The 26,374-nt window shown below is 69.7% G+C and carries 25 protein-coding genes; 6 read left to right on the top strand and 19 right to left on the bottom strand.

The annotated features are described in order from the left end of the window. Nucleotides 1–19: 19 nt before the first annotated feature. Nucleotides 20–1,885 (bottom strand): translation elongation factor 4, encoded by a 1,866-nt coding sequence (gene lepA / locus IEV93_RS12375; RefSeq protein WP_188489992.1) that lies wholly within the window; start codon nt 1,883–1,885, stop codon nt 20–22. A gap of 79 nt (nt 1,886–1,964) precedes the next feature. On the opposite strand from lepA, the gene IEV93_RS12370 reads away from it, so the two are divergent. From IEV93_RS12370 to IEV93_RS12355, 4 genes are all read left to right on the top strand, one after another. Continuing rightward, nucleotides 1,965–2,645, top strand: a complete 681-nt coding sequence (locus IEV93_RS12370) for an alpha/beta hydrolase family protein (protein ID WP_188489991.1) — start codon at nt 1,965–1,967, stop codon at nt 2,643–2,645. A 10-nt stretch (nt 2,646–2,655) separates the two neighbouring features. Further along, entirely contained in the window at nt 2,656–3,240 is a 585-nt protein-coding gene (locus tag IEV93_RS12365) for a type II toxin-antitoxin system PemK/MazF family toxin (protein ID WP_188489990.1), read from the top strand. A gap of 61 nt (nt 3,241–3,301) precedes the next feature. Next, nucleotides 3,302–3,757, top strand: coding sequence for a MerR family transcriptional regulator (locus IEV93_RS12360; protein WP_229705069.1), 456 nt, complete (start codon nt 3,302–3,304; stop codon nt 3,755–3,757). A 1-nt stretch (nt 3,758) separates the two neighbouring features. Then, nucleotides 3,759–4,751, top strand: coding sequence for an aldo/keto reductase (locus tag IEV93_RS12355; RefSeq protein ID WP_188489989.1), 993 nt, complete (start codon nt 3,759–3,761; stop codon nt 4,749–4,751). A 25-nt stretch (nt 4,752–4,776) separates the two neighbouring features. Here the strand turns inward: IEV93_RS12355 and IEV93_RS12350 are convergent, their stop codons facing one another. The 4 genes from IEV93_RS12350 to IEV93_RS12335 all read right to left on the bottom strand — a co-directional run bounded on the left by IEV93_RS12350 (nt 4,777) and on the right by IEV93_RS12335 (nt 9,717). Next, on the bottom strand, nt 4,777–5,625 hold the full coding sequence (locus IEV93_RS12350) for a transglutaminase family protein (protein ID WP_188489988.1): 849 nt from the start codon (nt 5,623–5,625) through the stop codon (nt 4,777–4,779). Next, complete coding sequence (locus IEV93_RS12345; RefSeq protein ID WP_188489987.1) at nt 5,622–6,608, bottom strand: alpha-E domain-containing protein; 987 nt, start codon at nt 6,606–6,608, stop codon at nt 5,622–5,624. Before IEV93_RS12345 ends, IEV93_RS12350 begins: the two co-directional genes overlap by 4 nt. Beyond that, on the bottom strand, nt 6,605–8,494 hold the full coding sequence (locus IEV93_RS12340; protein ID WP_229705068.1) for a circularly permuted type 2 ATP-grasp protein: 1,890 nt from the start codon (nt 8,492–8,494) through the stop codon (nt 6,605–6,607). Before IEV93_RS12340 ends, IEV93_RS12345 begins: the two co-directional genes overlap by 4 nt. A gap of 86 nt (nt 8,495–8,580) precedes the next feature. Continuing rightward, entirely contained in the window at nt 8,581–9,717 is a 1,137-nt protein-coding gene (locus tag IEV93_RS12335; protein ID WP_188489986.1) for a sulfotransferase family protein, read from the bottom strand. A gap of 327 nt (nt 9,718–10,044) precedes the next feature. On the opposite strand from IEV93_RS12335, the gene rpsT reads away from it, so the two are divergent. Continuing rightward, on the top strand, nt 10,045–10,305 hold the full coding sequence (gene rpsT, locus IEV93_RS12330; protein ID WP_188489985.1) for a 30S ribosomal protein S20: 261 nt from the start codon (nt 10,045–10,047) through the stop codon (nt 10,303–10,305). Between the two features lie 94 nt (nt 10,306–10,399). On the opposite strand, the gene holA is transcribed toward rpsT, so the two are convergent. The 14 genes from holA to IEV93_RS12265 form a co-directional block, all read right to left on the bottom strand. Continuing rightward, the gene (gene holA / locus IEV93_RS12325) at nt 10,400–11,320 is read right to left on the bottom strand and encodes a DNA polymerase III subunit delta (protein ID WP_229705163.1); all 921 of its coding nucleotides are present in this window, start codon (nt 11,318–11,320) and stop codon (nt 10,400–10,402) included. Then, the gene (locus tag IEV93_RS22525; RefSeq protein ID WP_229705067.1) at nt 11,232–12,902 is read right to left on the bottom strand and encodes a ComEC/Rec2 family competence protein; all 1,671 of its coding nucleotides are present in this window, start codon (nt 12,900–12,902) and stop codon (nt 11,232–11,234) included. Before IEV93_RS22525 ends, holA begins: the two co-directional genes overlap by 89 nt. Beyond that, nucleotides 12,883–13,923, bottom strand: a complete 1,041-nt coding sequence (locus IEV93_RS12320; RefSeq protein WP_188489983.1) for a ComEA family DNA-binding protein — start codon at nt 13,921–13,923, stop codon at nt 12,883–12,885. The genes IEV93_RS22525 and IEV93_RS12320 overlap by 20 nt, the downstream gene beginning before the upstream one ends. Before the next feature lie 103 nt (nt 13,924–14,026). Further along, nucleotides 14,027–14,893: a DegV family protein gene (locus tag IEV93_RS12315; protein ID WP_188489982.1), complete on the bottom strand. Its 867-nt coding sequence runs from the start codon at nt 14,891–14,893 to the stop codon at nt 14,027–14,029. A gap of 5 nt (nt 14,894–14,898) precedes the next feature. After that, nucleotides 14,899–15,708 carry a diglucosylglycerate octanoyltransferase gene (octT, locus tag IEV93_RS12310; RefSeq protein ID WP_188489981.1) on the bottom strand — a complete coding sequence of 270 codons (810 nt, stop codon included), beginning with the start codon at nt 15,706–15,708 and terminating at the stop codon, nt 14,899–14,901. After that, nucleotides 15,705–16,409 carry a histidine phosphatase family protein gene (locus IEV93_RS12305; protein ID WP_308691176.1) on the bottom strand — a complete coding sequence of 235 codons (705 nt, stop codon included), beginning with the start codon at nt 16,407–16,409 and terminating at the stop codon, nt 15,705–15,707. The genes octT and IEV93_RS12305 overlap by 4 nt, the downstream gene beginning before the upstream one ends. After that, nucleotides 16,406–16,765 (bottom strand): ribosome silencing factor, encoded by a 360-nt coding sequence (gene rsfS, locus IEV93_RS12300; protein ID WP_188489979.1) that lies wholly within the window; start codon nt 16,763–16,765, stop codon nt 16,406–16,408. The genes IEV93_RS12305 and rsfS overlap by 4 nt, the downstream gene beginning before the upstream one ends. Further along, complete coding sequence (gene nadD, locus IEV93_RS12295) at nt 16,762–17,520, bottom strand: nicotinate-nucleotide adenylyltransferase (protein ID WP_188489978.1); 759 nt, start codon at nt 17,518–17,520, stop codon at nt 16,762–16,764. The genes rsfS and nadD overlap by 4 nt, the downstream gene beginning before the upstream one ends. A 56-nt stretch (nt 17,521–17,576) precedes the next feature. Continuing rightward, nucleotides 17,577–19,001, bottom strand: a complete 1,425-nt coding sequence (locus tag IEV93_RS12290) for a vWA domain-containing protein (protein WP_188489977.1) — start codon at nt 18,999–19,001, stop codon at nt 17,577–17,579. Beyond that, entirely contained in the window at nt 18,998–19,927 is a 930-nt protein-coding gene (locus tag IEV93_RS12285) for an AAA family ATPase (protein ID WP_188489976.1), read from the bottom strand. The genes IEV93_RS12290 and IEV93_RS12285 overlap by 4 nt, the downstream gene beginning before the upstream one ends. Then, nucleotides 19,924–21,228, bottom strand: a complete 1,305-nt coding sequence (locus tag IEV93_RS12280; protein WP_188489975.1) for a glutamate-5-semialdehyde dehydrogenase — start codon at nt 21,226–21,228, stop codon at nt 19,924–19,926. The genes IEV93_RS12285 and IEV93_RS12280 overlap by 4 nt, the downstream gene beginning before the upstream one ends. A gap of 73 nt (nt 21,229–21,301) precedes the next feature. Then, the gene (locus IEV93_RS12275) at nt 21,302–21,997 is read right to left on the bottom strand and encodes an HNH endonuclease family protein (RefSeq protein WP_188489974.1); all 696 of its coding nucleotides are present in this window, start codon (nt 21,995–21,997) and stop codon (nt 21,302–21,304) included. A 104-nt stretch (nt 21,998–22,101) separates the two neighbouring features. Continuing rightward, nucleotides 22,102–24,375 (bottom strand): ATP-dependent DNA helicase RecG, encoded by a 2,274-nt coding sequence (recG, locus tag IEV93_RS12270; RefSeq protein ID WP_188489973.1) that lies wholly within the window; start codon nt 24,373–24,375, stop codon nt 22,102–22,104. Between the two features lie 13 nt (nt 24,376–24,388). After that, nucleotides 24,389–26,083 carry a DAK2 domain-containing protein gene (locus IEV93_RS12265; protein ID WP_229705065.1) on the bottom strand — a complete coding sequence of 565 codons (1,695 nt, stop codon included), beginning with the start codon at nt 26,081–26,083 and terminating at the stop codon, nt 24,389–24,391. A 99-nt stretch (nt 26,084–26,182) separates the two neighbouring features. Here IEV93_RS12265 and rpmB point away from each other — a divergent pair, with 99 nt between their 5' ends. After that, nucleotides 26,183–26,374, top strand: a complete 192-nt coding sequence (gene rpmB, locus IEV93_RS12260) for a 50S ribosomal protein L28 (protein ID WP_188489972.1) — start codon at nt 26,183–26,185, stop codon at nt 26,372–26,374.

The raw sequence follows: 26,374 nt of genomic DNA, 5'->3' as shown, positions 1-26,374 counted from the left end.
CGATGGTAGTGCCGCGGTGCTATTTGCCCTTGGGCTTGTCGTTGCCCGCATCCGACGACAGCGCCGCGACGAAGGCCTCCTGCGGGACCTCGACCCGTCCGATGGTCTTCATCCGCTTCTTGCCCTCCTTCTGCTTCTCGAGCAGCTTGCGCTTACGGCTGATGTCGCCGCCGTAGCACTTGGCGAGAACGTCCTTGCGGATCGCCCGGATGTTCTCGCGCGCGATGATCTTCGACCCCACGGCGGCCTGGATCGGCACCTCGAACTGCTGGCGCGGGATGAGCTCCTTGAGCTTGAGCGTCATCTTGTTGCCGTAGGCGAACGCGCCGTCCTTGTGCACGATCGCACTGAACGCGTCGACGGCCTCACCCTGCAACAGGATGTCGACCTTCACCAGGGCCGATTCCTGTTCGCCCGCCTCTTCGTAGTCGAGGCTGGCGTACCCGCGGGTGCGGGACTTCAGCGCGTCGAAGAAGTCGAAGATGATCTCGGCCATCGGCATCGTGTAGCGCAACTCGACGCGGGTCTCCGAGAGGTAGTCCATGCCACCGAGTTCGCCGCGGCGGGACTGGCACAGCTCCATGATCGTGCCGACGAACTCGCTCGGCGCGATCACCGTCGTCTTCACGATCGGTTCGAAGATGGCCTGGGCCTTGCCGTCCGGCCAGTCCGACGGGTTGGTCACCGTCATGTCCGCACCGTCCTCCCCGACGAGTCGGTACACGACGTTCGGCGCAGTCGAGATCAGGTCCAGGTCGAACTCCCGCTCGAGCCGCTCACGTGTGATCTCCATGTGCAGCAAACCCAGGAAGCCGCAACGGAATCCGAACCCGAGCGCCACCGAGGTCTCGGGCTCCCAGGTCAGCGCCGCATCGTTGAGCTGCAACTTCTCCAACGCGTCGCGCAGATCGGGGTAGTCCGACCCGTCGACCGGGTACAGCCCGGAGTAGACCATCGGGCGGGGCTCGCGGTATCCGGTCAGCGCGTCGGTCGCGCCGTTGCGTGCAGTCGTGATCGTGTCGCCGACCTTCGACTGCCGGACGTCCTTGACGCCGGTGATGAGGTAGCCGACCTCGCCGACCCCGAGGCCCTTCGACGCCTTCGGCTCGGGCGAGACGATCCCCACCTCGAGGCATTCGTGCGTGCTCCCGGTCGACATCATCTCGACCTTCACCCGCGGCTCGAGACGCCCGTCGACCACGCGGACGTAGGTGACCACGCCGCGGTAGGTGTCGTAGACCGAGTCGAAGATCATCGCCCGTGTCGGACCGTCGGCGTCGCCGACCGGGGCGGGGATCAGCTTCACGATCTCGTCGAGCAGTTCGGTGACGCCCGCGCCGGTCTTGCCCGAGACGCGCAGGATGTCGTCGGGGTCGCAGCCGATGATGTGCGCGATCTCCGCGGCGTACCGGTCGGGATCGGCGGCGGGCAGGTCGATCTTGTTGAGGACCGGGATGATCGTGAGGTCCTTGTCCATGGCCAGGTACAGGTTGGCCAGGGTCTGGGCCTCGATGCCCTGGGCCGCATCGACCAGCAGCACCGCTCCCTCGCAGGCCTCCAGGGCGCGCGAGACCTCGTAGGTGAAGTCGACGTGTCCGGGGGTGTCGATGAGGTGCATGACGTAGTCGGTGCTCACGCCGTCGGTTGTGACCTGCCACGGCAGTCGCACGTTCTGCGCCTTGATGGTGATGCCGCGCTCACGCTCGATGTCCATCCGGTCGAGGTACTGCGCCCGCATCTGCCGCGCCTCGACGACACCGGTGAGCTGCAGCATGCGATCGGCCAGCGTCGACTTGCCGTGGTCGATGTGGGCGATGATGCAGAAGTTCCGGATCCGTTCGGGATCGGTGAAGGTGGTGTCGGCAAAGCTGGGAATCGAACTCACTCCTCTGGAGGTATGACGCGTAACCGCCAGTTTCGCACGTCACGCGCTCCGGGCGGTTGTCGCAGCTACCGTGGGCGCTGTGGCCACGCAGGACAGTCCGACGAATCCCGGGGCGACCGAACCGCTCGCCGGCGACGGAATCGTCGGTGTGCTGCATCGTCCCGCCCGCACACCGATCGCGACCGCGGTGCTCACCCACGGTGCGGGTGGCAACCACGACGGGCTGCTGCTCCGCCAACTCGGGGACACGCTGAGCGCCCGCGGGGTCCTGGTCGCGCGGATCGATCTCCCGTACCGACAGAAACGCCCCAAGGGGCCGCCCAGCCCGTCCGGATCGGCGCGTGACCGGGACGGCATCGCGCGGGCCTGCGTCCTGCTGCGGGCGATGGGAACCGGTCCGCTGATCGTCGGGGGCCACTCCTACGGCGGCAGACAGGCGTCGATGGTCGTCGCCGACGACGCCTCGGTGGCCGACGGGTTGCTGCTGACGTCGTATCCGCTGCACCCGCCGGGCAAGCCCGACCGTCTGCGCGTCGAGCACCTCCCCCGCATCACCCGGCCGGTCGTGGTCGTGCACGGTCCGTCGGATCCGTTCGCGACCACGGACGAACTCGCCGCCGCCGTCGCCCTGATCCCGGCACCGACGACTGTGGTGGAGATCACCGGGACCGGGCATGATCTGCGTCCCGATCGCAAGCCCACCGCCGAACTGACCGCCGAGGCCGTGCTGTCGCATCTCGTGGGTCGTCGGACCGATTAGATTCGTCTCCATGGCGAACTGGACCTCCGTGGCACTCCGACTGGCACGTCAGCACGGGCCGCGCATCTACCGCGAACTACAGCGCTCGGGCGCTCTCGACAAGGGCAAGGCCGCGATCACCGCCCGGATGAACGGCGGGGCCGCGACACCCACCGCCGCCCCGGGGCCGCAGGGACGCCCGGTCGCCGACACCGATCGTCCGACGGCCGACCGCGCGCGCCGCATCGAGTACAGCCCCGCACTCGACGGGGCCGCCGACCCCGGCGAGATCGTCTGGACGTGGGTGGCCTTCGAGGAGGACGCCTCGCAGGGCAAGGACCGTCCGGTGCTGGTCGTCGGGCGCGACGGGTCCACGCTGCTCGGCCTGATGCTGTCGAGCCAGGGGCATCGCGCCGACGACCCGAACTGGCTCGAGATCGGCACCGGCAACTGGGACGGCGGCGGCTCCGGATCGGCCCACAAGGTCAGCTACATCCGACTCGACCGTGTCCTCGACGTCCCCGAACAGGGCATCCGACGCGAGGGCGCGATCCTCGACCGTTCCCGCTTCGACGCGGTCGCGGACCGTCTGCGCCGCGAGTACGGCTGGAGCTGACAACACTCGCTGTCTCGGCGACCCTTGCGTTGGAGTGCACTCCAGCTCCTACGCTGGGTCGGTGACCACAACCACCGATCCGCTGCTCGTCGGCGGCTCCGACGACGAGCGCACCTACGGCATCGCCGAGGTCTCGACCATCACCGGTCTGACGCCCGACACGTTGCGCTGGTACGAGCGCGAGGGCATGGTGCCGCCGATCCCTCGCGGCGGCGATCGGCGTCGGCGCTACACCGACCGCTACATCGGTGCGATAACCCTGCTCGTGCGGCTGCGCGAGACCGGGCTGCCCGTGGCCGACATGCGCCGATTCGCCCAGCTGATCGAGGGCGGGCCCGACACCCACCCGGAACGTCTGGCGATCCTGCTCGCGCACCGGGCGCGAATCGCCGAGCGGCGCAGACTGATCGACGAGACCAGCGACGCACTCGAGAACAAGATCAGGCATTACACCGGCCTGATCGAATCCGGCGGCGAATGCACCGCCGCCGACCGTTCCGCACAGAGAGGCTCATGAGATGACGCGACAGACACCCCTGGGTGACGGACTCACCGTCAGCCCACTGGGATTCGGCGCCATGGCGGTCGCACAGGTCTACGGATCGGTGTCGCACGACCAGGGTCTCGCGGCCCTGCACAGCGCCATCGATCAGGGCATGACGTTCATCGACACCGCCAACGTCTACGCCGACGGCGAGAACGAGCGACTTGTCGGCGAGGTCCTCCGTGATCGACGCGACGAGGTCACGCTCGCAACCAAATTCGGCATCGTCGGGCTCTCGATCTCGGGAGAATCGCGTCCGACCGCCCGTGGCGGGCACGACTACGTGCTCGCGTGCTGCGACGAGAGCCTGGCGCGACTCGGTGTCGACACGATCGATCTGTACTACATGCACCGTCGCGATGTGTCGGTGCCGATCGAGGAGACCGTCGGCGCGATGGCCGAACTCGTCGCCGCGGGCAAGGTTCGCCATCTGGGCCTGTCCGAGGTGACCGCGGACGAGATCGCCGCCGCGAGTGCCGTGCACCCGATCGCCGCGGTGCAGAGCGAGTGGTCCCTGTGGTCGCGCGACGTGGAGAGCAGCGTGGTCCCCGCGGCCGTCGCACACGGCGTCGGCTTCGTGCCCTACTCCCCGCTGGGTCGCGGCTTCCTCACCGGGACGGTGGCAACCCTGTCCGACAACGACTTCCGCAACAAGATCCCGCGCTTCGCGGGCGCGAACCTCGACGCCAACGCCGCCGTGGTCGATGTGGTGCGTGGCGTGGCCGCCGAGCTCGACGCCACCCCGGCGCAGGTCAGCCTGGCCTGGTTGCTGGCCAGGGCGACCACCATGGGTATCCCTTCCGTCCCGATCCCGGGCACGCGCAACCCCGCCCGCATCACCGAGAACCTCGGCGCGCTGTCGTTGTCGTTGACCGACGCACAGATCACGCGACTCGACGCTGCCGCCGACCTCGTGTCCGGTGCGCGGTCGGGTGACCCGAACTGGGTATCGCAGGGCCGGGAGTGATCCCGACCCTGCGCGAGACGGACGCCTAGGCCAGGCGGGTGATCTCCACGACCACGTCGAGATCGGTTGCCCCGCCGCCGGTGTAGATGCCCTTCAGCGGAGGGACGTCGGAATAGTCGCGACCGATGCCGACCGACACGTGCTGCTCGTTGATCGGCACGTCGTTGGTGGGGTCGTATCCCCACCACGTGCCGGTCCAGGCCTCGATCCAGGCATGGCTCTGACCCTCGACGACCTGGTCGATGGCGGCGTCGCGGCTCGGGTGCAGATACCCCGAGACGTACCGGGCCGGGATCCCGAGGCTGCGCAGCATCAGCAACGTGAGATGCGCGTAGTCCTGGCACACGCCCTTGCGTTCGCTCCACGCGTCGACGGCACTGGTGTGCACGCCGGTGGTGCCGGGCACGTACTGCATCTCCGAGTGCACCCAGCTGCAGATCGCCACGACCGCGGCGCTCGGGTCCAGGCCCTTGGACAGCTTGCGGGCCGTCGCCGCGAGTTGCCGGTTACGGGGCACGTAGTCGGTCTTGCCGAGGACCTCGTCGAACCGGTCGATCACGTACTCGGTCTTGAGGTCGTCCCAGTCGGTCTGCTCGGACTCGGTCGGCCGATTACCCGCCTCGGTCTCGACCACCGACGAACCCGACACCTCCAGCTCCTCATGGGGCGCATGGAGATCGAAGGCGGTGACCGCGGTGCCCCAGTAGTCGGTGTAGCGGTACGAACGCGTCGCGGGCACCGTCTCGACGCGGTTGACGATCACGTTCTGCCGGTTGTCGCTGCGCGGCGTCAGACGCGCCTCGTTGTACGACGAGGTGACCGGTGCGTTGTAGGCGAATCCGGTGGAATGCACGACCCGCAGGCGCCAGCTCACAGTTCACTCTCCTCGATGAAGTGGTCCTCGGCGGAGCTCGCCCGGACGTCCGCCCATGCCACATACGGAGTGACGTGGAAATACTGCAGTGTCACAGCCTCGTTCAGATCCCGGCAGGTCTCCTGCAGGGCCAACAACCGGTCCTGCAGATCGTCGAGCAGCAGACCGGGCTGCATGAACTCCAGCGAGCTGCGCGCGCGACCCAGGAGGCGCTGCGCCTCGGCGCGTGCGCCGACGCGGCTGTTGGGGCGGTTGTCGAGCTCCATCAGCGATTCCTCGGCGAGGGTGATCGCGTGAAACACCGACCGCGGGAACAGCCGGTCGAGCAGCATGAACTCGACCACGCGGCTGGCGTCCAGCGCGCCGCGGTAGGTGCGTAGATAGGTGTCGTGCGCTCCGGCCGATCGCAGGACGGTGACCCAGGCGGGTGATCCCGACCGGTCCCCGGCACGCGACAACAGCATCCGGATGGTCATGTCCACGCGCTCGATGGATCGGCCGAGCAGCAGGAACCGGTAACCGTCGTCGCGACTGAGGGTGGCGTCGGCGAGTCCGGCGAACATCGCCGCCCGGTTCTTCACGTAGGAGAGGAACTCGTAGGGACCCAGTTTGCGAGCGGCCCGCTCGGCCTCGGTGAGTCCGTTGTAGGTGGTGTTGAGGCATTCCCACATCTCGCTGGACGTGACCTCCCGTGCGCCACGGGCGTTCTCACGGCCGGCGCCGATGCAGTCGACGATCGATCCGTGGCCCTTCTTGTCGTAGGCCACGCGTTCGGTCAGCGACCAGACGTCGAGCTTGTCGACGTCGGCGGGCGGCTCCATGCCCAACACCTGCAGGACCAGCCGACAGGTGCGGTCGGGGTCGACGGTGGCGTCCTCGAGCAGCTGGTGCACCGCGACGTCGAGGATCCGGGCGGTGTCGTCGGCCCGCTCGACGTACCTGCCGATCCAGTACAGCGACTCGGCGTTACGCGCCAACATCATTCGGTGCCCTCCTGAGACTGGAACTGCATGTCGGATCGAGCCTGCTGCTGCTGTTGCTGCTGCTCTTTCTGCTGGTGGGCGGTGGCCTCGGGCCCCTGCTCGGTCTGCTGGGACGGCGGCAGGTCCTTGCCGCTCACCAACTCCTCACCGCCGAGCTCGCGTTCGGACTCCGACGAGCGCGACGCCAGCACCCAGGTGTCCTTGGAACCGCCACCCTGGCTGGAGTTGACCACCAGCGACCCCTCCGGCAGCGCGACCCGGGTGAGACCACCGGGCAGCACCCACACCGACTCGCCGTCGTTGACGGCGAACGGCCGTAGGTCGACGTGGCGCGGCTGGAGCTTGTCGCCGATCTTGGTCGGCACCGTGGACAGCTGGACCACCGGCTGCGCGATCCATCCGCGGGGGTCGTTGCGCACCTTGCGGGCGAGGGTGTCGAGCTCCTCGGAGGTGGCGTCGGGTCCGAACACGATGCCGTAACCACCGGATCCCTCAACGGGTTTGACGACCAGCTCGTCGATGCGGTCGAGGACCTCCTCGCGCTCGTCGTCGAGCCAGCACCGCAGGGTGTCGACGTTGCCCAGGCTCGGCTTCTCGCCGAGGTAGTACTGGATGATCTCCGGCACGTAGGTGTAGACGAGCTTGTCGTCGCCGACGCCGTTGCCCACGGCGCTGGAGATGACGACGTTGCCCGCACGTGCGGCGTTGAGCAGGCCGGCCACCCCCAGCATCGAGTCGGGACGGAACTGCATCGGGTCGAGGAAGTCGTCATCGATGCGTCGGTAGATCACGTCGACGCGCTGCTCACCCTCGGTGGTGCGCATGTAGACGACGTTGTCGCGGCAGAACAGGTCGCGGCCCTCGACGAGCTCGACACCCATCTGCCGCGCGAGCAGCGAGTGCTCGAAGTATGCGGAGTTGGCGACACCTGGTGTCAGCACAACGACATTCGGGTCGGCCTCGTTGAACGCGGCGGAGGCACGGAGCGCCTTGAGCAACTGACTGGAGTAGTCGGCGACCGCACGGACCCGGTGGCTGGAGAACAGGTCGGGGAACACACGCGCCATCGTGCGACGGTTCTCCATCACGTACGAGACACCCGACGGCGACCGCAGGTTGTCCTCGAGGACGCGGAAATCGCCGTGCTCGTCGCGGATCAGGTCGATGCCCGCGACGTGGATACGAACCCCGTTGGGCGGCTTGATCCCGATCGCCTGCCGGTGGAAGTGCTCGCACGAGGTGATCAATCGTTTGGGGACGACCCCGTCGCGAAGGATCTCCTGCTCGCCGTAGATGTCGTCGAGGAACATCTCCAGCGCCTTCACGCGTTGGGTGATACCTCGCTCGAGTTTGGCCCACTCACTCGCCGAGATGACCCGGGGCACAACGTCCAACGGGAAGGGACGCTCCTGCCCGGAGTGCGAGAAGGTGATGCCCTGGTCGATGAACGCGCGGCCCAGCGCATCCACGCGGGTGTTCAGATCAGCCCGGTCCGACGGCGCCAACGCCTTGTGGATCCCGCGGTACGGCGCGCGCACCTCGCTGTTGCCGTCGAACATCTCGTCGAAGGCCTCGGCGTAGGGGCCCTTGGCGTAGCCCGAGAAGATCCCGGTGGCGCCGTTCGTCCCCTTGGTCGAGGCCGCCTTTTTCGCCGGGGCGGCTTTCGTGGGGGCGTCGGAGGATCTGGCCGTCGACCGTGCGCTCTTGGCCCCCACGGTCCGGCGGGCGGCGGGTGCGGCACTCGGCTTGCGATCGGGGGCCGCGACCTTCCCGGCCTTCGCGGCCGGGGTGGCCTTCTTGGCGCCGCCAGACGACGACTTGGCAGGACGCGTTCGATTGTCCGAGGACCGGGTGTCGGTGTTCTCGGAGGAGGTTCCGGGGCTCATAACCAACCATGTTGCCCCACATGGGCCGACTCGGCATGTGGTTGTCGACGATCGCGTCGGTCAGACGCAGGTGAGCGCGGTGATCGTCAGGGCCGACGGCGGGCGCGGCGAGCGGCCCGAACGCCGAGGAGCGGGCGGGCGGCACCGCGCAGCACCGCTTTGGCGCGGGTGGTGACGCGTGGACGGTCGGTGGGCAGCGGCATCGTCGCGAGCACCTCGGCGAGCGCGGACACCGCGACGTCGAGGGTCTCGTCGGTGCTCGGTTCGCCGGTTCCGGCGGCCGCCACCCGCGCCACCCGCAGGTCCTCGATGTCGCCGACGACGTCCCATCCGGACGCCTCGATGTCGGCGATCATCGAATCCGACTGCGCCGCGGCCCACTCCGACTGCTCCGGTGACAACGACCGTCCCGCCCGAACCGGCGCGCCGAACAACACCGAGCCGATGAGGATCCTCTTGACCGCCGTCTCGTAGCGGGCCCATTCGATGCGATCGGGCTGCAGGTGCTCGTTGAGCCGTCGCAGCAACTCGACCTGGGCCGGCGACAGCGCGGCGTTGCTCGGCGGCACCGGGCGGTCGAGCGCGTCGCCGTCCGCGTCGAGGAGACCGACGAAGCGGTCCCACAGCGACGTCGGGTCCGATCCCCCACCGGCCCGCGGCACGGTCACGAGATGGACGTTTCCCGGGGGTAGATGGGCGCCCCACGTCCGCAGGATCCGACCGTGATCCTGGAACTCCCAGAACGGTTCCTGCTCGGCGGGCGGACGGGTGCGCAGCGAGTCGACGAACCCGTCGAGGGTGGAGCGGTGCTGGTTCTTGATGTTCTCCTGCCACACCGACGGGATCTGGCGGGCCAGGTCGCGCACCGTCACCACGACGTGCACGTCGGCGAACTCGAGGTCGGCCATCACCGACGCGGCCTGCTCGTCGGTCGCGGTGGAGAACAGCTCGTGCGAGACGACCGAGGTGCCCGGCCAGGAGCGCATCTGCTCCACGAGAGCGGGCCACACGCCGCTGTGCGCGGGATCGACCCAGTCGAGGTAGCGGTCGGGCTGCAGATGCACCGCGGCGTGGAAGTGGTCCTGCATGGTCGTGCCCGGATAGAGCAGACCGCTGGTCCGCATCGCGATGTCGCGGTTACGCCACAGGCGGTCCTGCAGATAGGTGGTCCCCGTCTTCGGCAACCCGACGTGGACGAAGATCCGGGGCCTGGCTGTCGCCATCAGCGGCGATCGAGCGCTGGGGCGCTCGCGCAGTGGGCGGTCGAGGTGACGACGTTCATATGCGACAGACTGTATCGGAGCATGTCCGCATCCGCGTCCGCGCTGATCGCAACCCGGGACCACCTGGACGGGACCGCGACGATTTGGGCCGGTTCACGCCGTGGGGTAATATCCATCGCTGGTGCTCGTGACGGTTTTTCGGTGATAGTCGATCAACTCGCGAGCAGGTGCGAACTCGACCATCGAGCGAGCGCCGGCAACACTTTTCCCACAGATCAATGCGGGGCCCTCGGGGTCGTGCACAACCGAGCAAAGAGGTACCCAGGCGTGGCAAACATCAAGTCGCAGATGAAGCGGAACAAGACCAACGAGATCGCGCGTCAGCGCAACCAGTCGGTCAAGTCCTCGCTCCGCACGGCCATCCGCAACTTCCGCGAGGCCGTCGCCGCAGGCGAGAAGGACAAGGCGTCGGAACTGCTCGTCACGACCGGGCGCAAGCTCGACAAGGCCGCCAGCAAGGGTGTCATCCACTCGAACCAGGCCGCCAACAAGAAGTCCGCGATGGCGATCGCGGTCAACAAGCTCTGAGCTGATCGCTCGGCCCACGGGCCGCGTGCAGATCTCACCCCGGTGACGTACCTCGTCACCGGGGTGATCTGTCTGTGCGCCCGGGGCGTCCGGGTCAGCGATGGCGGGTGGGTTTGAGGTCCGCGACCAGGCCCACCGCGCGCTGCAGGCTGTAGTCGGCGTCGGCCGCCTGGCCCTTGACGTCGCCGTTGAGCGTCGAGACCACCATCAGTGCGCTCGCGATCGACTCCGCGTTCCACGCGCGCGCCTGCGATTGCACCCGCTTGAGACGCCCCGGGGACATCCCCACCTCCGACGCCGCCGAGTACTGGTCCATCGTTCCCAGTCCCTTGACGCGGGCGATGGCGTGGACGGCCTCGCCCAGGGCGTCGGCGATGACCACGTGTGGGACGCCGTGGTGTTCAGCCCACGACAGGGTCTCCAGCGCTCCCGCCTTGTCACCGGTGATCGCACGGTCGGCGACGTCGAATCCCTTGGTCTCCGGCCGACCGGAGTAATAGGTCGCGATCGCGGCGGCGTCGACCTTGCCGCCGGTGTCGGAGACCAGCTGACTGCAGGCGGCCGCGAGCTCCCGTAGATCGGCGCCCACCGATTCGACGACCTGCGCGACGACCTCGGCCGACACGCGCACCTTGAGTCGGGCGAACTCGGCCTTGACGAAGCGGACCCGCTCCTCCGGCCATTTCAACGCGGCACACTCGTGGACCTGTGCGCCCGCACTCTTCAACGCCCCGACCATCGACTTGGTCCGTCCGCCACCCGTGTGCGCCACCAGCAGTGTGATGCCCTCGGGCAGCGACCCGGCGGCGGAGGTGATCAACGCGGCCGGCTCCTTGCCCGCGTCGGCCGCGGACTCCACGATCACCATCCGTTCGTCGGCGAACAGTGACGGACTCAGCATCTCGGCCAGCTCGTATTCGCTGACGTCACCGGCCCGGACCCGGGTGATCGGCACGTCGGTGCCGGTCTCGGAGTTCACCTCGGCGCGGATCGACGAGGTGGCGCGCTCGACCAGGAACTCGTCGTCGCCGAGCAGGAGGTGGAGTCGGTCGGTCACGTCGGCCATCGTGCCAGACCCCGCCGACTGGGCCGGTCCGGCCGTGACCCGTCCTGCGCCACAGCCACACCCCTGCGGCCGGCGCGGCCAGGCCCAGCGCGACCCAGCACGCCCCGCCGAGGCCGTCGGGTACCGACATCGACGCGCCCGGGACACCGGCGAGCACGTCGGCGGTGCGCACCATCCACCACAGTTCGGGCTCGCAGAACCGGATCAGCAGCTCACCCATTCGCGGTGACGGACCCGCGATCGCGGCCGCGAACGTGCCGAGGACGGTGATCGGCGCGACCGCGAGGGCGACGGCGATGTTGGCCACCACCCCCACCGGGTTGACCGTGCCCGCGATCATGGCGACCAGGGGTGCGGTGACGATCTGCGCGGCGAGGGCGATCGCCAGCAGGTCGGCCACGCCGCGCGGGACACCGACCGCCGACAGTCGATCCCGCAGGCCGGGCGCCAGCAGGATCAGGGCCGCGGTGGCGCAGACCGACAGGGCGAACCCCGGATCGACGGCGAGTGCGGGCCAGACCCCGAGCGCCACGATCACCGCGGCACACAGTGCCGGGATCGCCGCGGATCGCCGGCCGGCGACCAGGGCGAGCAGCCCGACCGCCCCCATCACCGCCGCCCGCACCACACTCGGTGACGGACGCACGAGCACCACGAAGCAGGCCAGCACGATCGCCGCGAGAACGGCCGAGGTCCGGCGTCCGACACCGGCCGCCTGCAGGACGAGAAGTACGGCACCACAGACGATCGCGAAGTTCGCACCGGACACCGCGGTGAGGTGCGTCAACCCACAGCGACGGAAGTCGTCGACGACGTCGTCACCGAGACCGGACACGTCGCCGAGCACCAACCCCGGTAGCAGTCCGGACTCGGCGGCGGGCAGCGCGCGCCGGGACAGCTCGGCGAACCGGAGCCGCACCGCCGACGCCCATCGCTGATACCCCGGTGGCCGCGAGACCGCGCGCGGCGGTCCCGTTGCCCGCAGTGACGCGACGGTCAGATCGGCGCGGTACGGCCGGTCGACGGTCACCACGGCGGTGACGCGTTGTCCCGGGACCAGATCCGACCATCCGTCGGCCGGCGCGGTCAGTGAGGCCGACGCACGGTCCGACGGTCTCGACGCGACGGCCGCGGTGACGGGTACCCGGATGCGGGGCGGTCCCGGTCCGCGCAGCACGCGCGGGTCGTCACCGATGATCAGTTCCGCCGTCGTCTTGTGTCCGAGGAGACCGGCTGCGGCCATGGGGTGGTGCTGCAGGTCGACGACGCGGGCGGTGACGGCGGCCCCGAAGCCCGCGGACACGCCCGCCGTGGCGATGATCAGTAGCATCGCCGGCCGCAGGGCACGTGCGTGGACGCTGTGACGCAGGGCGAGCAGCGCCGCGGTGAGGACCACCGCGCACAGGAGGGTCGCGAGACCGCCCGCCCACACCCCTCCGACCGCACCGGCGATCGTGACCGCCCAGCAGCCGGCGGCGGGTGCGAGCAGACGTAGATCGGCTCCGACGGCGTCAGACGGTGACGCGATCACGCAGCTTCGCCAGTCGTCCCGGGCCGATCCCGTCGACCTCGGCGAGCTGGTCGACCGACGTGAAACCGCCGTTGCGCGAACGCCAGTCGATGATCGACTTGGCGGTCACCGGCCCGACCCCGGGCAGGGTGTCCAGCGCCGCCTCGTCGGCGGTGTTGAGGTTGACGGGTGCGCCGTCCGCGGCGGACGCCGAGCCGGGGGCACCGGTGGTCGCGGAGGTCCCAGACCCGGGCGCCGCGGGCCCGGACGCCCCAGTCCCGGATGACGACGCGGAGACGATCGCGCTGCGCATCCCCGCTCCCCCGGCCGGGTCGGCGAAACCGACCAGGATCTGGTCGCCGTCGCGAACCGGTTGCGCCATGTTGAGGCTCAGCAGGTCGGCGCCCGGCCGACCGCCACCCGCGCGGGCGATCGCGTCGGCGACCCGGGCGGCGCCGGTCAGCCGCACCAGCCCCGGCGTCCGGACCAACCCGACGACGCTGACGACCAGCTCGTCGACCGATGGGGGTCGGGCGCCTGAGGACGACGACTCCGGGGACCGGCCGCCGGCCGCCGGGCGACCGGACTCCGCGGGTCGCGCAGACGAGGGTGCCGCCGCTCCTGCCGAGGCCGGGAACGCCACCCGTGCTGCCGCCGGGGAATCGTCGGACGGTCCGCGCAGCACGCTGTAGGCGGTGACGACGCAGGCGAGCACACCGACCGCGATCAGCGCGATCGCGGCGGGCGGGGCGACGAACGGCATCCGGCGGGGCGATGTTCGGCGGAGCGGGGTCGACCGGTCCGACTGTGCGGCAACGGCATCGCCGTCTCCGTCGTCGAGCCATCGCGGTGGGGGCGTCGCACCCCACGATGGCTCGACGTCCCGGGGTGCGGTCTCGACCATGCGCTCGGGTGGCGGGGTGCGGTCGTCGTCGGCCTGGACACCGACACCGACACCGACCTCCGGCTCCCAGGGCGCGGGCTGCGATCGCAGGCGCGACAGGGCGTCGGGTCGGCGGTCACGCCCTGAGCTGCTTGCCATGTCGTCACGGTAGGCAGCACCCCGGACGCGACCACACGATCGGCGGGAGGTTCACCCCCGAACTGTGCAGAGCCGCGCACCTGTGGAGAAGGTGCGCTGGTGATCAGGCGGCGTCGGGTTCGAACCCCTCGATCGGCCCGACCTCCGAGCACACCGCGATGCCGACCGCCCCCGAGCCGACGTGGCAACTCAGGACCGGCCCCATGTCGGAGGTGATCAACGAGGTGATCGACCGCAACCGTCCGCGTAGGCGGCTGGTGATGTCGGCGGCCGCCTCGGGTGCCTCGCAGTGCAGGACACCGACGGTCACCGGACGACCCTCGGTGGCCTCGACCGCGGCGTCGACCATCTTGCCGACGGCCTTGGAGAAGGTCCGCTGTTTCTCGGTCAGGACCAACATGCCGTCGACCATCCGCAGGACCGGCTTGATCGACAACGCCGACCCGAACAGGCGGGTCGCCGCCCCGATGCGTCCGCTGTTGCGCAGGTTGTCGAGCTGGGCGACACACAGCAACGACTCGGTGGTCGACCCGGCGCGGATGGCGGCCTCGTACACCCGGTCACGGTCGGCGCCGGTCTGCGCGGCCTGCGCGGCGGCGATCGCGCCGAACCCGACGGCGATTCCCACCGACCGGGAGTCGACCACCCGGATCCGACCGGGGTGACGATCGGCGGCGAGTCGGGCCGAACTCCAGGTGCTGCTCAGTCGCCGACTCATGAGCACGGCGACCACGCCGTCGCCGTCGCTGTCCTCCACGGCGCGACCGAACGCCTCCTCGAGGTCGGCGGGGACAGCTCCCGAGGTGGTGGTGCCGGGATCGTTGAACAGTTCGGGACCGATCTCGTCGACGTCCTCGGCCAGGTCCTGATCGCCGTTGAGGACGTGCAGCGGGACCTGCCGGATGTCGTACATGTCTCTGATCGACGCGGGCAACCGCGCCGACGAATCGGTCACTACGACGACGGCCACGCCGATCAGCGTAGGGGGTCCGCGCCGCGAACGGCACCGATGGTCGGGACGTCGGCGCCGATCCCGAGGACCGAACGCAGACCGGCGATCGTCACCTCGGCGACGTCGCGGTGGCATCCGAAGCCCCAGTGGATGCCGTCGGGGTTGTGATCAGCGGCGATGGAACTCAGTGCGGGGGCACTGCTGTCGAAATCGGCGAAGTGGGCCGCGGTCGGGGGATAGAAGTCCACGGTCGGGACGTCGTGCTCGTCGGCCCAGCGGCGAGCGGCCGCGGTCGCGGGCGCACGGCCGGTGTGCACGTGTCCGTAGTACGGGCTGCGGTGCGTCGGCGACAGACACAGGATCACCGGCAGGTCGGGCCGCACCATGGCCAGCGCGCCGCGGATCTTCTCCAGGTAGTCGACCGTCACCGCGGGCGGCAACGCGACCGGCCACCCGAGTGGCGACAGCCGTGGCTGCAGCCACTGGTAGGCGGTGCGCACGCCCTGGCGCAGCGGGGCAGGCCGCAGGTAGCGGATCTGCTCTCGCAGCGCCGTGGGCAACGGGGACGGCAGGGTGTCCATCCCGCCGATGGCCAACACGACCACCCGCGCGTGCGGGACCGCCGCCCAGATCCGCGGATCCTGGGTCAACGCCCACCAGACGTCGCGCGTCGTCCACCCGATGCGCCCGAACAGTTCGGCCCGCTCGCCCACCGCCGACGCGGCGAGGTTGGGCCAGATGCGGTCGTCGTCGGCGGGCAGTCCGCCCTCGGGCCCGTAGTAGGCGAGCGAGTCCGACAGCACCAGGATCGAACCGGGCCCCGAGTCGGTCACTGCACCCCCGCGTCGGCGACCTCGGCCGAGGCGTTCCACACGTCGAGGCGCCACACCGGGGTGTCGCCGTGGCCGCTCAGCTGGACCCAGCTGGTGTTGGCCAGGCCCCCGAAGACGGGCCAGTTGCGGACCGGCAGATCCAACAGTCCCGCGGTGAGCGCGGCGATCGCGCCGCCGTGGGCGACGAGGACGACCGGGGTGTCGGCGTCGGGTCCCCGGCCCCAGTCCGGCAACTGCTCGACGAGTTCGGCGACCAGCGGCACACTGCGGGCGGCGACGTCGACGCGACTCTCGCCGTTGGGCGGTCGCCAGTGGGCGTCGTCGCGCCACTGTCCCCGCGCGCCCGGCATCGCCTCGTCGACCTCGAGGTGGGTCATGCCCTGCCAGTCGCCGAGGTGGGTTTCCCGCAGGCGAATGTCGGTCGTGACCGTCAGCCCGCACCGGTCGGCCAGCGCGACGGCGGTGTCGCGGGCACGGGTCAGGTCCGAGGAGATGATCAGCCGCGGCGCACGCCGGGCGAGAACCGCGCCGGCCGTGGCGGCCTGAGCGACCCCGAGCTCGGACAACTCGGTGTCGAGTTGCCCCTGCATCCGACTCGCCGCGTTGTACTCGGTCTGTCCGTGGCGCAGGAGGATCAGACGCCGGACGACCGGGGTCATCCGCTCGACACTGCTGTCATGGGTGTCGGGACCACCCATCAGGTCAGCTCGACATCGACGACCGGGCAGTCCTTCCAGAGTCGTTCCAGGGCATAGAAGTCCCGCTCGTCGCTGTGCTGGATGTGCACGACGATGTCGGAGTAGTCCAGCAGCGTCCACCGGCCCTCACGAGTTCCCTCGCGGCGCAACGGCTTGCGTCCCACCTCGCGGAGCTTCTCCTCGACGGCGTCGACGATGGCGCCGACCTGACGTTCGTTGCCCGCGGAGGCGATGACGAACAGATCGGTGATGACCAGTTGTTCGGAGACGTCGATGACGACGACATCGTCGGCCAGCTTGTCGGAGGCCGCCTGCGCGGCCACCTTGGCCATGGCGAGTGCCTCGGATGTGGCTGTCACTGTGGTCCTTTCGATGAGAGATGGTCCTGCGCCCCGGAGAGGGGCTCGGGACGGGCGGACGGCCCCGAGACCCCGGGTGATTCCGGTTGGGGTGTCCGATAGAGCCTGCGCTTGTTGATGTACTGCACCACGCCGTCGGGGACGAGGTACCAGACCGGCCGCCCCTCTCCCGCGCGCGTGCGGCAGTCGGTCGACGAGATCGCCAGTGCGGGAACCTCGATGAGGTGTAGGGCGTCGGACGGCAGGGTCGCCAGGTGTGCGCCCAGATGTCCGGCGTCGAGGTCGTACCCGGGACGGCTCACGCCCACGAAGCGGGCGAGGCCGAACAGCTCCTCCCAGTTCTGCCAGGTCAGTATCGAACTCAATGCGTCGGCGCCGGTGATGAAGTACTGATCTGCGTCGGGGTGCAGGCGATGCAGGTCGCGCAGGGTGTCGACGGTGTAGGTGTCACCCTGGCGTTCGATGTCGACACGGCTCACCGAGAACCGGGGGTTGGCCGCGGTCGCGATGACCGTCATCAGGTAGCGGTCCTCGGCCGGGCTCACCACGGGGGTGCGGGCGCCGTCGTCGACGAGTTTCTGCCAGGGACGCCCCGTGGGCACGAACACGACCTCGTCGAGGTCGAACCGGTCGGCGACCTCGTTGGCCGCCACGAGGTGGCCATTGTGGATGGGGTCGAAGGTGCCGCCCATCACGCCTATCCGCCTGCGCCGGGCGGGACGGCCGCTCACGTCGGGCGATCCGGTGTCGGGCATGTCTGAGGAGTCTACGGGGCCACCTGCGCGTTTCGACATCTGCTGCGGACCGGCCACTAGACCGGCAGCAGATCGGCGACGACCCGCGCCAACTGCGCCGCGCTGCGGCACTCGTGCATCTCGATGATCGTCGCGTAGTCCGACGCCACGGAATCCCCCGAGTTCCAGATGCTCTGCCTCTCCGGGTTGAGCCAGTAGGCGTGACGGGCGCGGGCCACCAGTTCGCGCAGCGCACCGAAGCTGGGGTCGTGATAGTTGTTGCGGCCGTCGCCGAGGACCAGCAGCGCTCCGCGGTGGGTCAGTGAGTCGATGTACTCCTCGACGAACCCCGTCAGGGCGTTGCCGTAGTCGGAGTGGCCGTCGCGGGTGATCAGACGCGCCGAGCTCAGGATCTGCGCCACCGACGACCCGATGTCGATGTCGTCGGGACGTCGACTGAAGTATTCGGTGACCTCGTCGACGGTGTCGACGAAGGCGAACACCCGCACCGCCGAGAAGTGTTGTCGCAGTGCGTAGACCAGTTGCAACGTGAACTGCGAGAACCCGGACACCGACCCGGAGACGTCACACAGGATCACCAGTTCGGGCCGGCCGGGGCGAGGCCGGGCGTAGGTCAGCTCGATGGGCACGCCGCCGGTCGACATCGACGCCCGCAGGGTCTTGCGGATGTCGACGACGCCGCGGCGGGCCCGTCGGCGCCGGACTTCGAGCTTGGCCGCGAGCAGTCGCGCCAACGGGTCGATGGTGCGGCGCATCTCGATCATCTCGGCGCGTCCGGCGGAGAGGAAGTTGATGTTCTCCGGAAGGGTCGGGACCGCGTACTCCCCCACGCGGTCGCGTCCGGCGCGGTCGACCATGCGCCTGCGGGTCTCCTCGGAGATCATCGACCCGAACCTCGTGACGCGATCGGCGGCCGAGCGGCGATAGCGCGGCTCGGCGCCGTCCTGGTCGGTCGAACCCGCCGCCGCCATGGCCGCGGCGATCCTCGCGATCAGGGTCTGCGGACGGATGGTGGACATCGCCTGGTAGGTCGAGAACGCGTCGCCGCGGGTGGACCGGTACCCACCGATCTGGTCCACGATCAGCGAGATCAGCTCGGCGAGCCGTCCGTCGTTCTCCGCGTCCGGGTCGGCCAGCATCTCGGCGACCATCTCACGGACGGCGTCGATGTCGACGGCGCCGTCGGCGTCGGTGGGCAACTCCTGGGTGGTGGTGCGCATGCCGGAACCGACCGGGAACCACAGATCGAACACGGCGTCGAACACCGCCCGGTGGCCGTGGTCGGTGACCAGCGTGCAGGCCAGACCCTCGCGAAAGCTGTTGCGGTCGAGCAGGTTCAGCACCTCGGTGGCCGATGCGGCGTCGATCAGAGACGCCGGGCCGACGACGATGCCCCGATCCCGCAGGTCGTCGACGAAACCCGTGAGGTGGTCCACGAGGTGGTCGGGCGCGACCGTTGACGAGCGCAGCGGGGAGGTCATCGGTCCAGCTTCAGCTCCGCGGCCGCCGTCGCCAGATCGGGTCGGTGTTTGAGGACGACGCCGAGGGTTCGCTTGATCAGTGCGTCGTCGAGGCCGCGTCCGGGCTTGTCGCCGATTCCCAACGCCAGCAGGGTGTTGCCCCAGTCGATGGTCTCGGCGACCGACGGCTTCTTGCGCAGGTCCAGGCTCCGCAACACACCGATGATGCGCACCATCTCGCGGGCGAGTGAATCGGAGAGCCCGGGCACCCGCGACGAGAGGATGTCGTGTTCGCGGGCCGCGTCGGGGAAGTCGATGTAGAGGTACAGGCAGCGACGTTTGAGCGCCTCGGAGAGCTCGCGGGTCGCGTTCGACGTCAGGAGCACGATCGGCCGGCGCACCGCGGTGACGGTGCCCATCTCGGGGATGGTGACGGCGAAGTCGCTGAGCACCTCGAGCAGCAGCCCCTCGACGTCGACGTCGGCCTTGTCGACCTCGTCGATGAGCAGCACGGTGGGCTCGGTGCGCGAGATGGCCCGCAGCAGCGGACGTGGCAGCAGGAACTCCTCGGAGAAGATGTCGGCCTTGGTCTCGTCCCAGCCGCGCTGACCGGTCGACTGGATGTGCAGGATCTGTTTGGCGTGGTTCCACTCGTAGAGCGCCCGCGCCTCGTCGATGCCCTCGTAGCACTGCAGCCGCACGAGTTCGGCGCCCGCGGTCTGCGAGATCGCCCGCGCCAGTTCGGTCTTGCCGACGCCCGCGGGCCCCTCGACGAGGAGGGGTTTGCCGAGTCGGTCGGCGAGGAACACCGCGGTGGCGGTGGCCACGTCGGCGAGGTATCCGGTCTCGGCCAGTCGGTCCACCACGTTCGTGGTGTCGGTGAACACCGGTTCCACGCTCGGGCCGCCGAGGGTGATCCCGGTGTTGTCGGTGGGTGTCGTGGTCATGGGCGCGTCTGCCCCCGGCCCCACACGATCCACTTCGTGGAGGTGAGCTCGGGTAGACCCATCGGGCCCCGGGCGTGCAGTTTCTGGGTGGAGATGCCGATCTCGGCACCGAAACCGAACTGCTCGCCGTCGGTGAACGCGGTGGAGGCGTTGACCATCACCGCGGCGGCGTCGACCCGGTCGGTGAACTCCGTCGCGAGCGCGAGGTCGTCGGTGATCACGGCCTCGGTGTGCCCGGTACCCCAGGTGTCGATGTGGTCGATGGCGGCGTCCACCCCGTCGACGATCTTGATCGCGATGTCGAGGCTGAGATACTCATCAGCCCAGTCGGATTCGGTCGCCGGCTCCATCCCCGGCTCGTCGCCGTGGATGACCACGCCGTGCGCCTGCAGCGCCGAGACGAGACGCGGCAGGGCGACGTCGGCGACGGCGGCGTCGATCAGGACGGTCTCGACGGTGTTGCAGACGCTCGGTCGGCGGGTCTTGGAGTTGACGACGACATCGGTGGCGATGTCCAGATCAGCCGAGGCGGAGACGTAGATGTGGCAGTTGCCGGTCCCGGTCTCGATCGTCGGCACGGTCGCGTCGCGGACCACCGACGCGATGAGTCCAGCGCCGCCACGGGGGATCACGACGTCGACGAGGCCGCGCGCGCGGATCAGTGCGGTGACGCTCGATCGGTCGGCGCTGGGCAGCAGCGTGACGATGTCGGCGGGAAGGCCGTGGTCGGTGAGGACGTCGCGGAGCACCGCGACGAGCGCGGCGTTGGACTCCGCAGCCGAGGAGGACCCGCGCAGCAGTACCGCGTTCCCGGACTTGCACGCGATGCCGAACGCGTCGACGGTCACGTTGGGTCGGGCCTCGTAGACCATGCCGACGACGCCGAGCGGGACGCGGACCTGGCGCAGGTGCAGCCCGTTGGGCAGGGTCTTGCCGGACACGATGTCGCCGATGGGGTCGGGCAGGGTGGCGACCTGTCGTAGTCCGTCGGCGATCTGTCCGACGCGGTCGGCCGTCAGACGCAGGCGGTCGAGCAGGCTCTCACCGGTGCCCGCGGCCCGGGCGCGGTCGATGTCGCGGTCGTTGGCCGCGAGGATCGGCGCGGTCTGGGCGACCAGTGCGTCGGCGGCCGCGAGCAGGACTGCGTTCTTGGTCGCCGTGGTCTGCCGGGCCAGGGTTCGCGATGCGCGGCGCGCGGCGTGCGCGGCGTCGGTGACCTGCACCTCGATCGACGTGCCGGGATCCGACGCGTCGGCGTCCACCCGATCCGCGACCGCTGTGTCTGCGGTGGTTGCGCTCATCGGACCAGACTAACGCCGCACCCGTCCGGGCCCGCATCGCGCCGCGGCCGGGGCGCCCACGCGGACCGGCGGTTCAACACCGCCGCAGCGACCGTCGCAGAACCGGCACCGACGGTGCGTCGACCGCGAGGCGGTAGGTCGACACGACGCGGATGAACTGCACCGCGTACTGACAGGCGAACGCGGTCCGACGCGGCATCCAGACCGATGGCGGTGAATCGCTCTTGTCCTGGTTCGACGGACCGTCCACGGCGACGAGGTTTCCGGGGTCGTTCGCGAACCGCAGCCGCAGGGCCGGGTCCCACCGCGACGCACCCATGTCCCAGGCGTAGGCCAGCGGCACGATGTGGTCGATCTGGATGGCGGCTCCGCCGGTGCGGCCGCGACGGAAGTCGATCCATTCGCCGCTGTAGGGGCTGCGCAGTTCCCCGGTCTGCACCGCGCGGGGACATGATGCGACGGCCACGTAGGTCTTGTCGTGCAGGTCGCGGTCGAGGACGTCGTTGCGGGTGTCGCACCCGTTGCCGGCGTCCTGCGCGTCGGACGAGTCGGCCCACGCGGAGCCGAACGCGGCGCGGTCGTAGCCGCCGGGACGCGCGCGCTCCGGCAGGACCGGCACCTGCGTCAGCGCCGCCACCGCGCCGGCCACGTCCACGTCGATCGGTGCGCGCGTGGTCGGTCTCGTCGCGATGACCGCGACCAGAACGCAGACGACGGTGAACGCGACGAGGATCGCCCACGTGCGAACATCGAGTCGCCGACCGCCCATCAGCCACCTCCCCCGACCATCCCCGGTCAGACGGCGGGAGCGACCGATTCGTTCCACCCCGTACCGACCCCGACCAGATCAGGGGCAGCACCGGGGGCGTGGACCTAGGACTTCTCCAGGTACTGGATCCGGCCCGGTCCGAGGACGGCGTCGACCAGGTCGGCCATCGGCCGGTGGTCGAGCAGGGTGAGATCGCCGGACACGACCTCGGCGGCCAGCTCCCGGGCGTCGGCGATGACGTCGGCGTCGTCGAGCAGGGACAGGAACCGCAACGAGGAGTTGACGCCGGACTGCACCGCACCGAGGACGTCTCCCTCCCGTCGTTGGATCAGGTCGATCCGTGCGAGTTCGAATCCGTCGTTGGACGCCTCGACCGCCCGCAACCGTTCCATCGCCGACGAGGTCGGTGACACCGCGGTGCGCAGGAAGCAGCGCCCCGGCAAGCCACCACGACCGACACGACCGCGCAACTGGTGCAGTTGGCTCACGCCGAAGCGTTCGGCGTCGACGATGACCATCGCGTTCGCGTTCGCGACGTCGACGCCCACCTCGATGACCGTGGTGGAGACCAGGATGTCGATCTCGCCGCGGGTGAAGGCGTCCATGGTGGCGGTCTTGTCGTCACCGGACATACGGCCGTGCAACAGCTCCACCCGGTGTCGGCCGAGGGGACCGCTGACGATCTGGTCGAACATCTCGACCACCGAGGTGGTCTGCGGGCCCTGCTGCTCTGCGGCACGCTCCTCGGACTTCGCGCCGGCCGCGGTGCCGTCGTCACCGATACGGGAGCACACGACGTAGACCTGCCGCCCGAGCCCGACCTCCTCGTCGACGACCTGCCACAGCCGGTTCTCCCATTTCTCGAGCTGGGTGGGCACGACGTTGGTGGTGATCGGTTGCCTACCGGCGGGCAGCTCGCGCAGCGTGGAGGTCTCCAGGTCGCCGTAGACCGTCATCGCGATGGTCCGCGGGATGGGCGTGGCGGTCATCACCAACATGTGCGGGATGAGGTCATCGCGGCCGCGGGAGCGCAGGGTGTCGCGTTGCTCGACACCGAATCGGTGTTGCTCGTCGACGACGATCAGCCCCAGGTTGAAGAAGTCGACGTGGTCCTCGAGCAGCGCGTGCGTGCCGATCACGATGCCTGCGGTGCCGGTGACCGCCTCGAGCAGCGCGGCGCGTTTGCCCGCCGTCTTCATCGATCCGGTGAGCAGGGCGATGCGCGTCGCGGACTCCTCGGCACCGAGTTCGCCCGCCTGGGCCAGGCCGCCCAACATTTTCGTGAGGCTGCGATGGTGCTGGGCCGCGAGCACCTCGGTGGGCGCCAGCAGGACGCACTGGAAGTCGTTGTCGATCATCCGCAGCATGGCGATGAGCGCCACCAGCGTCTTGCCCGAGCCGACCTCACCCTGCAGCAACCGGCTCATCGGCTCGCCCGACCCGAGCTGGGTGCAGATCTCGTCGATGACGGTGTCCTGGCCACCGGTCAGCTCGAACGGCAGACGCCCGAGCAGCGCGTCCTCGAGTCCCCCGTCCACGTGGACCGCGGCCGGACCGCGGTGTCCCAGGTCGGCGAACCGGCGCTGGGCCAGACTGAGCTGCAGCGCCAGTGCCTCGTCGAACTTCAGACGGGCACCCGCCGCCTCGATGTCCTCGGCCGTCTCGGGCAGGTGGATGGCCCGGAGCGACTCGTCGGATCCGATCAGTCCGCGTGCGTCCCGATCGGCGTCGGTCAGGGGGTCCTCGATGGGATCGACGACGTCGAGGGCCTTGCGGACCGCGCGCCAGATGTCCCACGTCTGCAGGGCTTTCGTGGCCGGATAGACCGGCAGGAACGGTCGGTGGAAGTCGGCGAGGTCAGCCGAGCTCGCACCGCCGGCGTCCCCGTCCGGACCGTCCCCGGCCGCGGTGTCCCCACCAGCGATCGACAGCATCATCGACGAGCCGACGGTCTCGATGTCGGCGCCCTCGTCGGGCAGCACCATCCAGTTCGGGTGGGTCAGCTGCATCTGCTCCCGGTAGTACGACACCGTCCCGGCGACCATGAACCGCACCCCGGGTCGGAGGGCGCGTTGGATCGCGTACGGGTTGAAGAACGTGACACCGAACGAGATGGTGCCGTCGGTTGCCTTGATGGACAACAACTTCCCGCGCTTGTTCCGCATCGGCCGGAGGTCGGCCTTCTCCACCCGCGCGACCAGCGTGACCCACTCACCGTTCTCCGGGCGCCGGGTCGACGACAGCTGTCCCTGCCGCACGTAGCGCATCGGGAAATAGCGGAGCAGCTCACCGATCGTGTGCACCCCGATCTCCTCGCCCAGGATCGCCGCGGTCTTCTCCCCGACCACCCCGGCGAGCGAATCCGCCTGTGCTGCCATCAGTCGACCACCGTCACTCGACACCCACCTGCAACACCTCGTCGGCCTGTCCCGACTGATAGGCGACGAACTCCACACCCGGATGGGCCGCCGAGACGTGCCGTTCGAGTCGTTCGAGGACCCCGTCGGCGATATCCGCGCCTGCCAGCACGGTGACGAGTTCGCCACCGGTGCTGAGCATCAGGTCCACCAGCGCGGTCGCCGCCTCCGACTGCCCGGGACCGATGACCAACACGTCCACGCCGATCAATCCCAACAGGTCGCCGGTGTCGCACGCGCCGGCCAGGGTCAGCGCGGGCTCGGTCGCCGTCATGACCGATCCGCGACGGGTGGACGCGGCCGCCTCGGCCATCGCGTAGGCGTCGGCGTCGGGGGCGGCGGCGATGTCGTGCACCGCCAGCGCCGAGAGACACTGCACCATCGACAGAGTCGGCAGGAAGACCACCGTCCGATGCCTCGACCGGGCATCGGCTGCGACGGTGACCAGGTCCTGGGCGGGCAACGCGCCGTTGGCCATCACCACCACGTGCGCGGCGTCCACCGCCAGGATCGCCTGGGCGAGAGCGGTCGCGTCCAGGCCATCGTCGGAGCGGACGACGCTCGCGCCCTCCTGTTCGAACAACTCCGCCGCGCCGTCCCCGTCGACCACGGCGACGACGCCGCGGGCCCGGGCGGCGGGCCGGTCGTCGGGGTCGTGCGACGCGCGGTGGGCGTCGAGGACGAAGCAGGTGATCCGGATAGCGCTGACGCGACCGACCTCGATCCCCGCCTCGACGGCGTCGCCGGGTTCGCAGGTGTGTACGTGGACCGAGAAGCGCTCGCCGGCGGTGTTCGAGCTGTCCCCGACGATGACCACGGCGTCACCGAGACCGTCGAGACGGGCCCGGAGCACCGGGATCTGTTCGGCGACAGCACCTTCGATGGTGTACATGACCTCGAAGTCCATCTCCGAGGAGTTCGCGTCGCAGGCCTCGCCCGCCGAGGGGTGTCCGATCGGGTCGCCGCCGCCTGCCAACGCACCCTGGTACCGACGTCGACGCGCCGACACACCGGTGAGCACCTTGACCATCGAGTCGACGAGCACGAGGAGCCCGCGCCCACCCGCGTCGACGACACCCGCTCGGGCGAGTTCGGGGAGCTGCTCGGTGGTCCGTTCCAGGTCGTCGGCGCATCCGTCGGCGACCGCTCGGGCCAGATCCCCGGGCGACGCGTCGATCAGCTCGGTCGCGGTGGCCGCCGCCTGCCTCAGCAGGGTCAGCACCGTGCCGTCGCGGGGCTCGCTGACCGCACGGGTCGCGGCCAGGGCGGCGAGTCCGAGCCCCGAGGCCCACAGCCGGTTGAACGGCACGGCGCCGTCGACGGCGTTGATGTCGGCCGCGTCGGCCAGACCGACGAGGACCTGCGAGAGGATGATCCCCGAATTGCCGCGGGCCTGCCCGGTCGCGCCGTCGGCCGCCGCGCGGATGACCTGGGTGAGGGTGGCGTCCGGGGCGGTGTCGGCGCAGGCGGTCGCCGCCGCGGTCATCGTGTGCAGCATGTTGCTGCCGGTGTCGGAGTCCGGGATCGGGAAGACGTTCAGATCGTTGATCTCGCCGCGTACCGCGGTCAGACCCCGCACACATTCCTGGCTCCAGTCGCGCAGCAGCCCGGGATCCATCGGCGCCTGCCGGGTGGCGGGTCCGGGCGTATTTGGCCCGTCAGCGTTCATGCCGCTATCCTTGCAGGGTTGTCGTGAGCGGTGTCCGAGAGTGTCGGCGGCCGCAGCAGAGACAACCACCAAACTGTTTCCAACATGAGGAGTTCGACGATGGCTGCCGTCTGTGACGTTTGCGCCAAGGGACCCGGCTTCGGTAAGTCGGTCTCGCACTCGCACCGACGCACCAACCGCCGGTGGAATCCCAACATCCAGACCGTTCGCGCCCAGGTTGCCCCCGGCAACCGCAAGCGCATCAACGTCTGCACGTCCTGCCTGAAGGCGGGCAAGGTCGTCCGCGGCTGA

The organism is Williamsia phyllosphaerae (assembly GCF_014635305.1).
Classification (GTDB): Bacteria; Actinomycetota; Actinomycetes; order Mycobacteriales; family Mycobacteriaceae; genus Williamsia_A; species Williamsia_A phyllosphaerae.
This window is presented reverse-complemented; position numbering and strand designations above follow the sequence as displayed.

Coding starts and splice junctions, on each gene's coding strand:
- IEV93_RS12365 (WP_188489990.1), top strand. CDS start 2,656: ATGGCGAACTGGACCTCCGTGGCACTCCGACTGGCACGTCAGCACGGG.
- IEV93_RS12355 (WP_188489989.1), top strand. CDS start 3,759: ATGACGCGACAGACACCCCTGGGTGACGGACTCACCGTCAGCCCACTG.
- IEV93_RS12345 (WP_188489987.1), bottom strand. CDS start 6,608: ATGATGTTGGCGCGTAACGCCGAGTCGCTGTACTGGATCGGCAGGTAC.
- IEV93_RS12340 (WP_229705068.1), bottom strand. CDS start 8,494: ATGAGCCCCGGAACCTCCTCCGAGAACACCGACACCCGGTCCTCGGAC.
- IEV93_RS12335 (WP_188489986.1), bottom strand. CDS start 9,717: ATGGCGACAGCCAGGCCCCGGATCTTCGTCCACGTCGGGTTGCCGAAG.
- IEV93_RS12320 (WP_188489983.1), bottom strand. CDS start 13,923: ATGGCAAGCAGCTCAGGGCGTGACCGCCGACCCGACGCCCTGTCGCGC.
- nadD (WP_188489978.1), bottom strand. CDS start 17,520: ATGCCCGACACCGGATCGCCCGACGTGAGCGGCCGTCCCGCCCGGCGC.
- IEV93_RS12290 (WP_188489977.1), bottom strand. CDS start 19,001: ATGACCTCCCCGCTGCGCTCGTCAACGGTCGCGCCCGACCACCTCGTG.
- IEV93_RS12285 (WP_188489976.1), bottom strand. CDS start 19,927: ATGACCACGACACCCACCGACAACACCGGGATCACCCTCGGCGGCCCG.
- IEV93_RS12280 (WP_188489975.1), bottom strand. CDS start 21,228: ATGAGCGCAACCACCGCAGACACAGCGGTCGCGGATCGGGTGGACGCC.
- IEV93_RS12275 (WP_188489974.1), bottom strand. CDS start 21,997: ATGGGCGGTCGGCGACTCGATGTTCGCACGTGGGCGATCCTCGTCGCG.
- recG (WP_188489973.1), bottom strand. CDS start 24,375: ATGGCAGCACAGGCGGATTCGCTCGCCGGGGTGGTCGGGGAGAAGACC.
- IEV93_RS12265 (WP_229705065.1), bottom strand. CDS start 26,083: ATGAACGCTGACGGGCCAAATACGCCCGGACCCGCCACCCGGCAGGCG.
- rpmB (WP_188489972.1), top strand. CDS start 26,183: ATGGCTGCCGTCTGTGACGTTTGCGCCAAGGGACCCGGCTTCGGTAAG.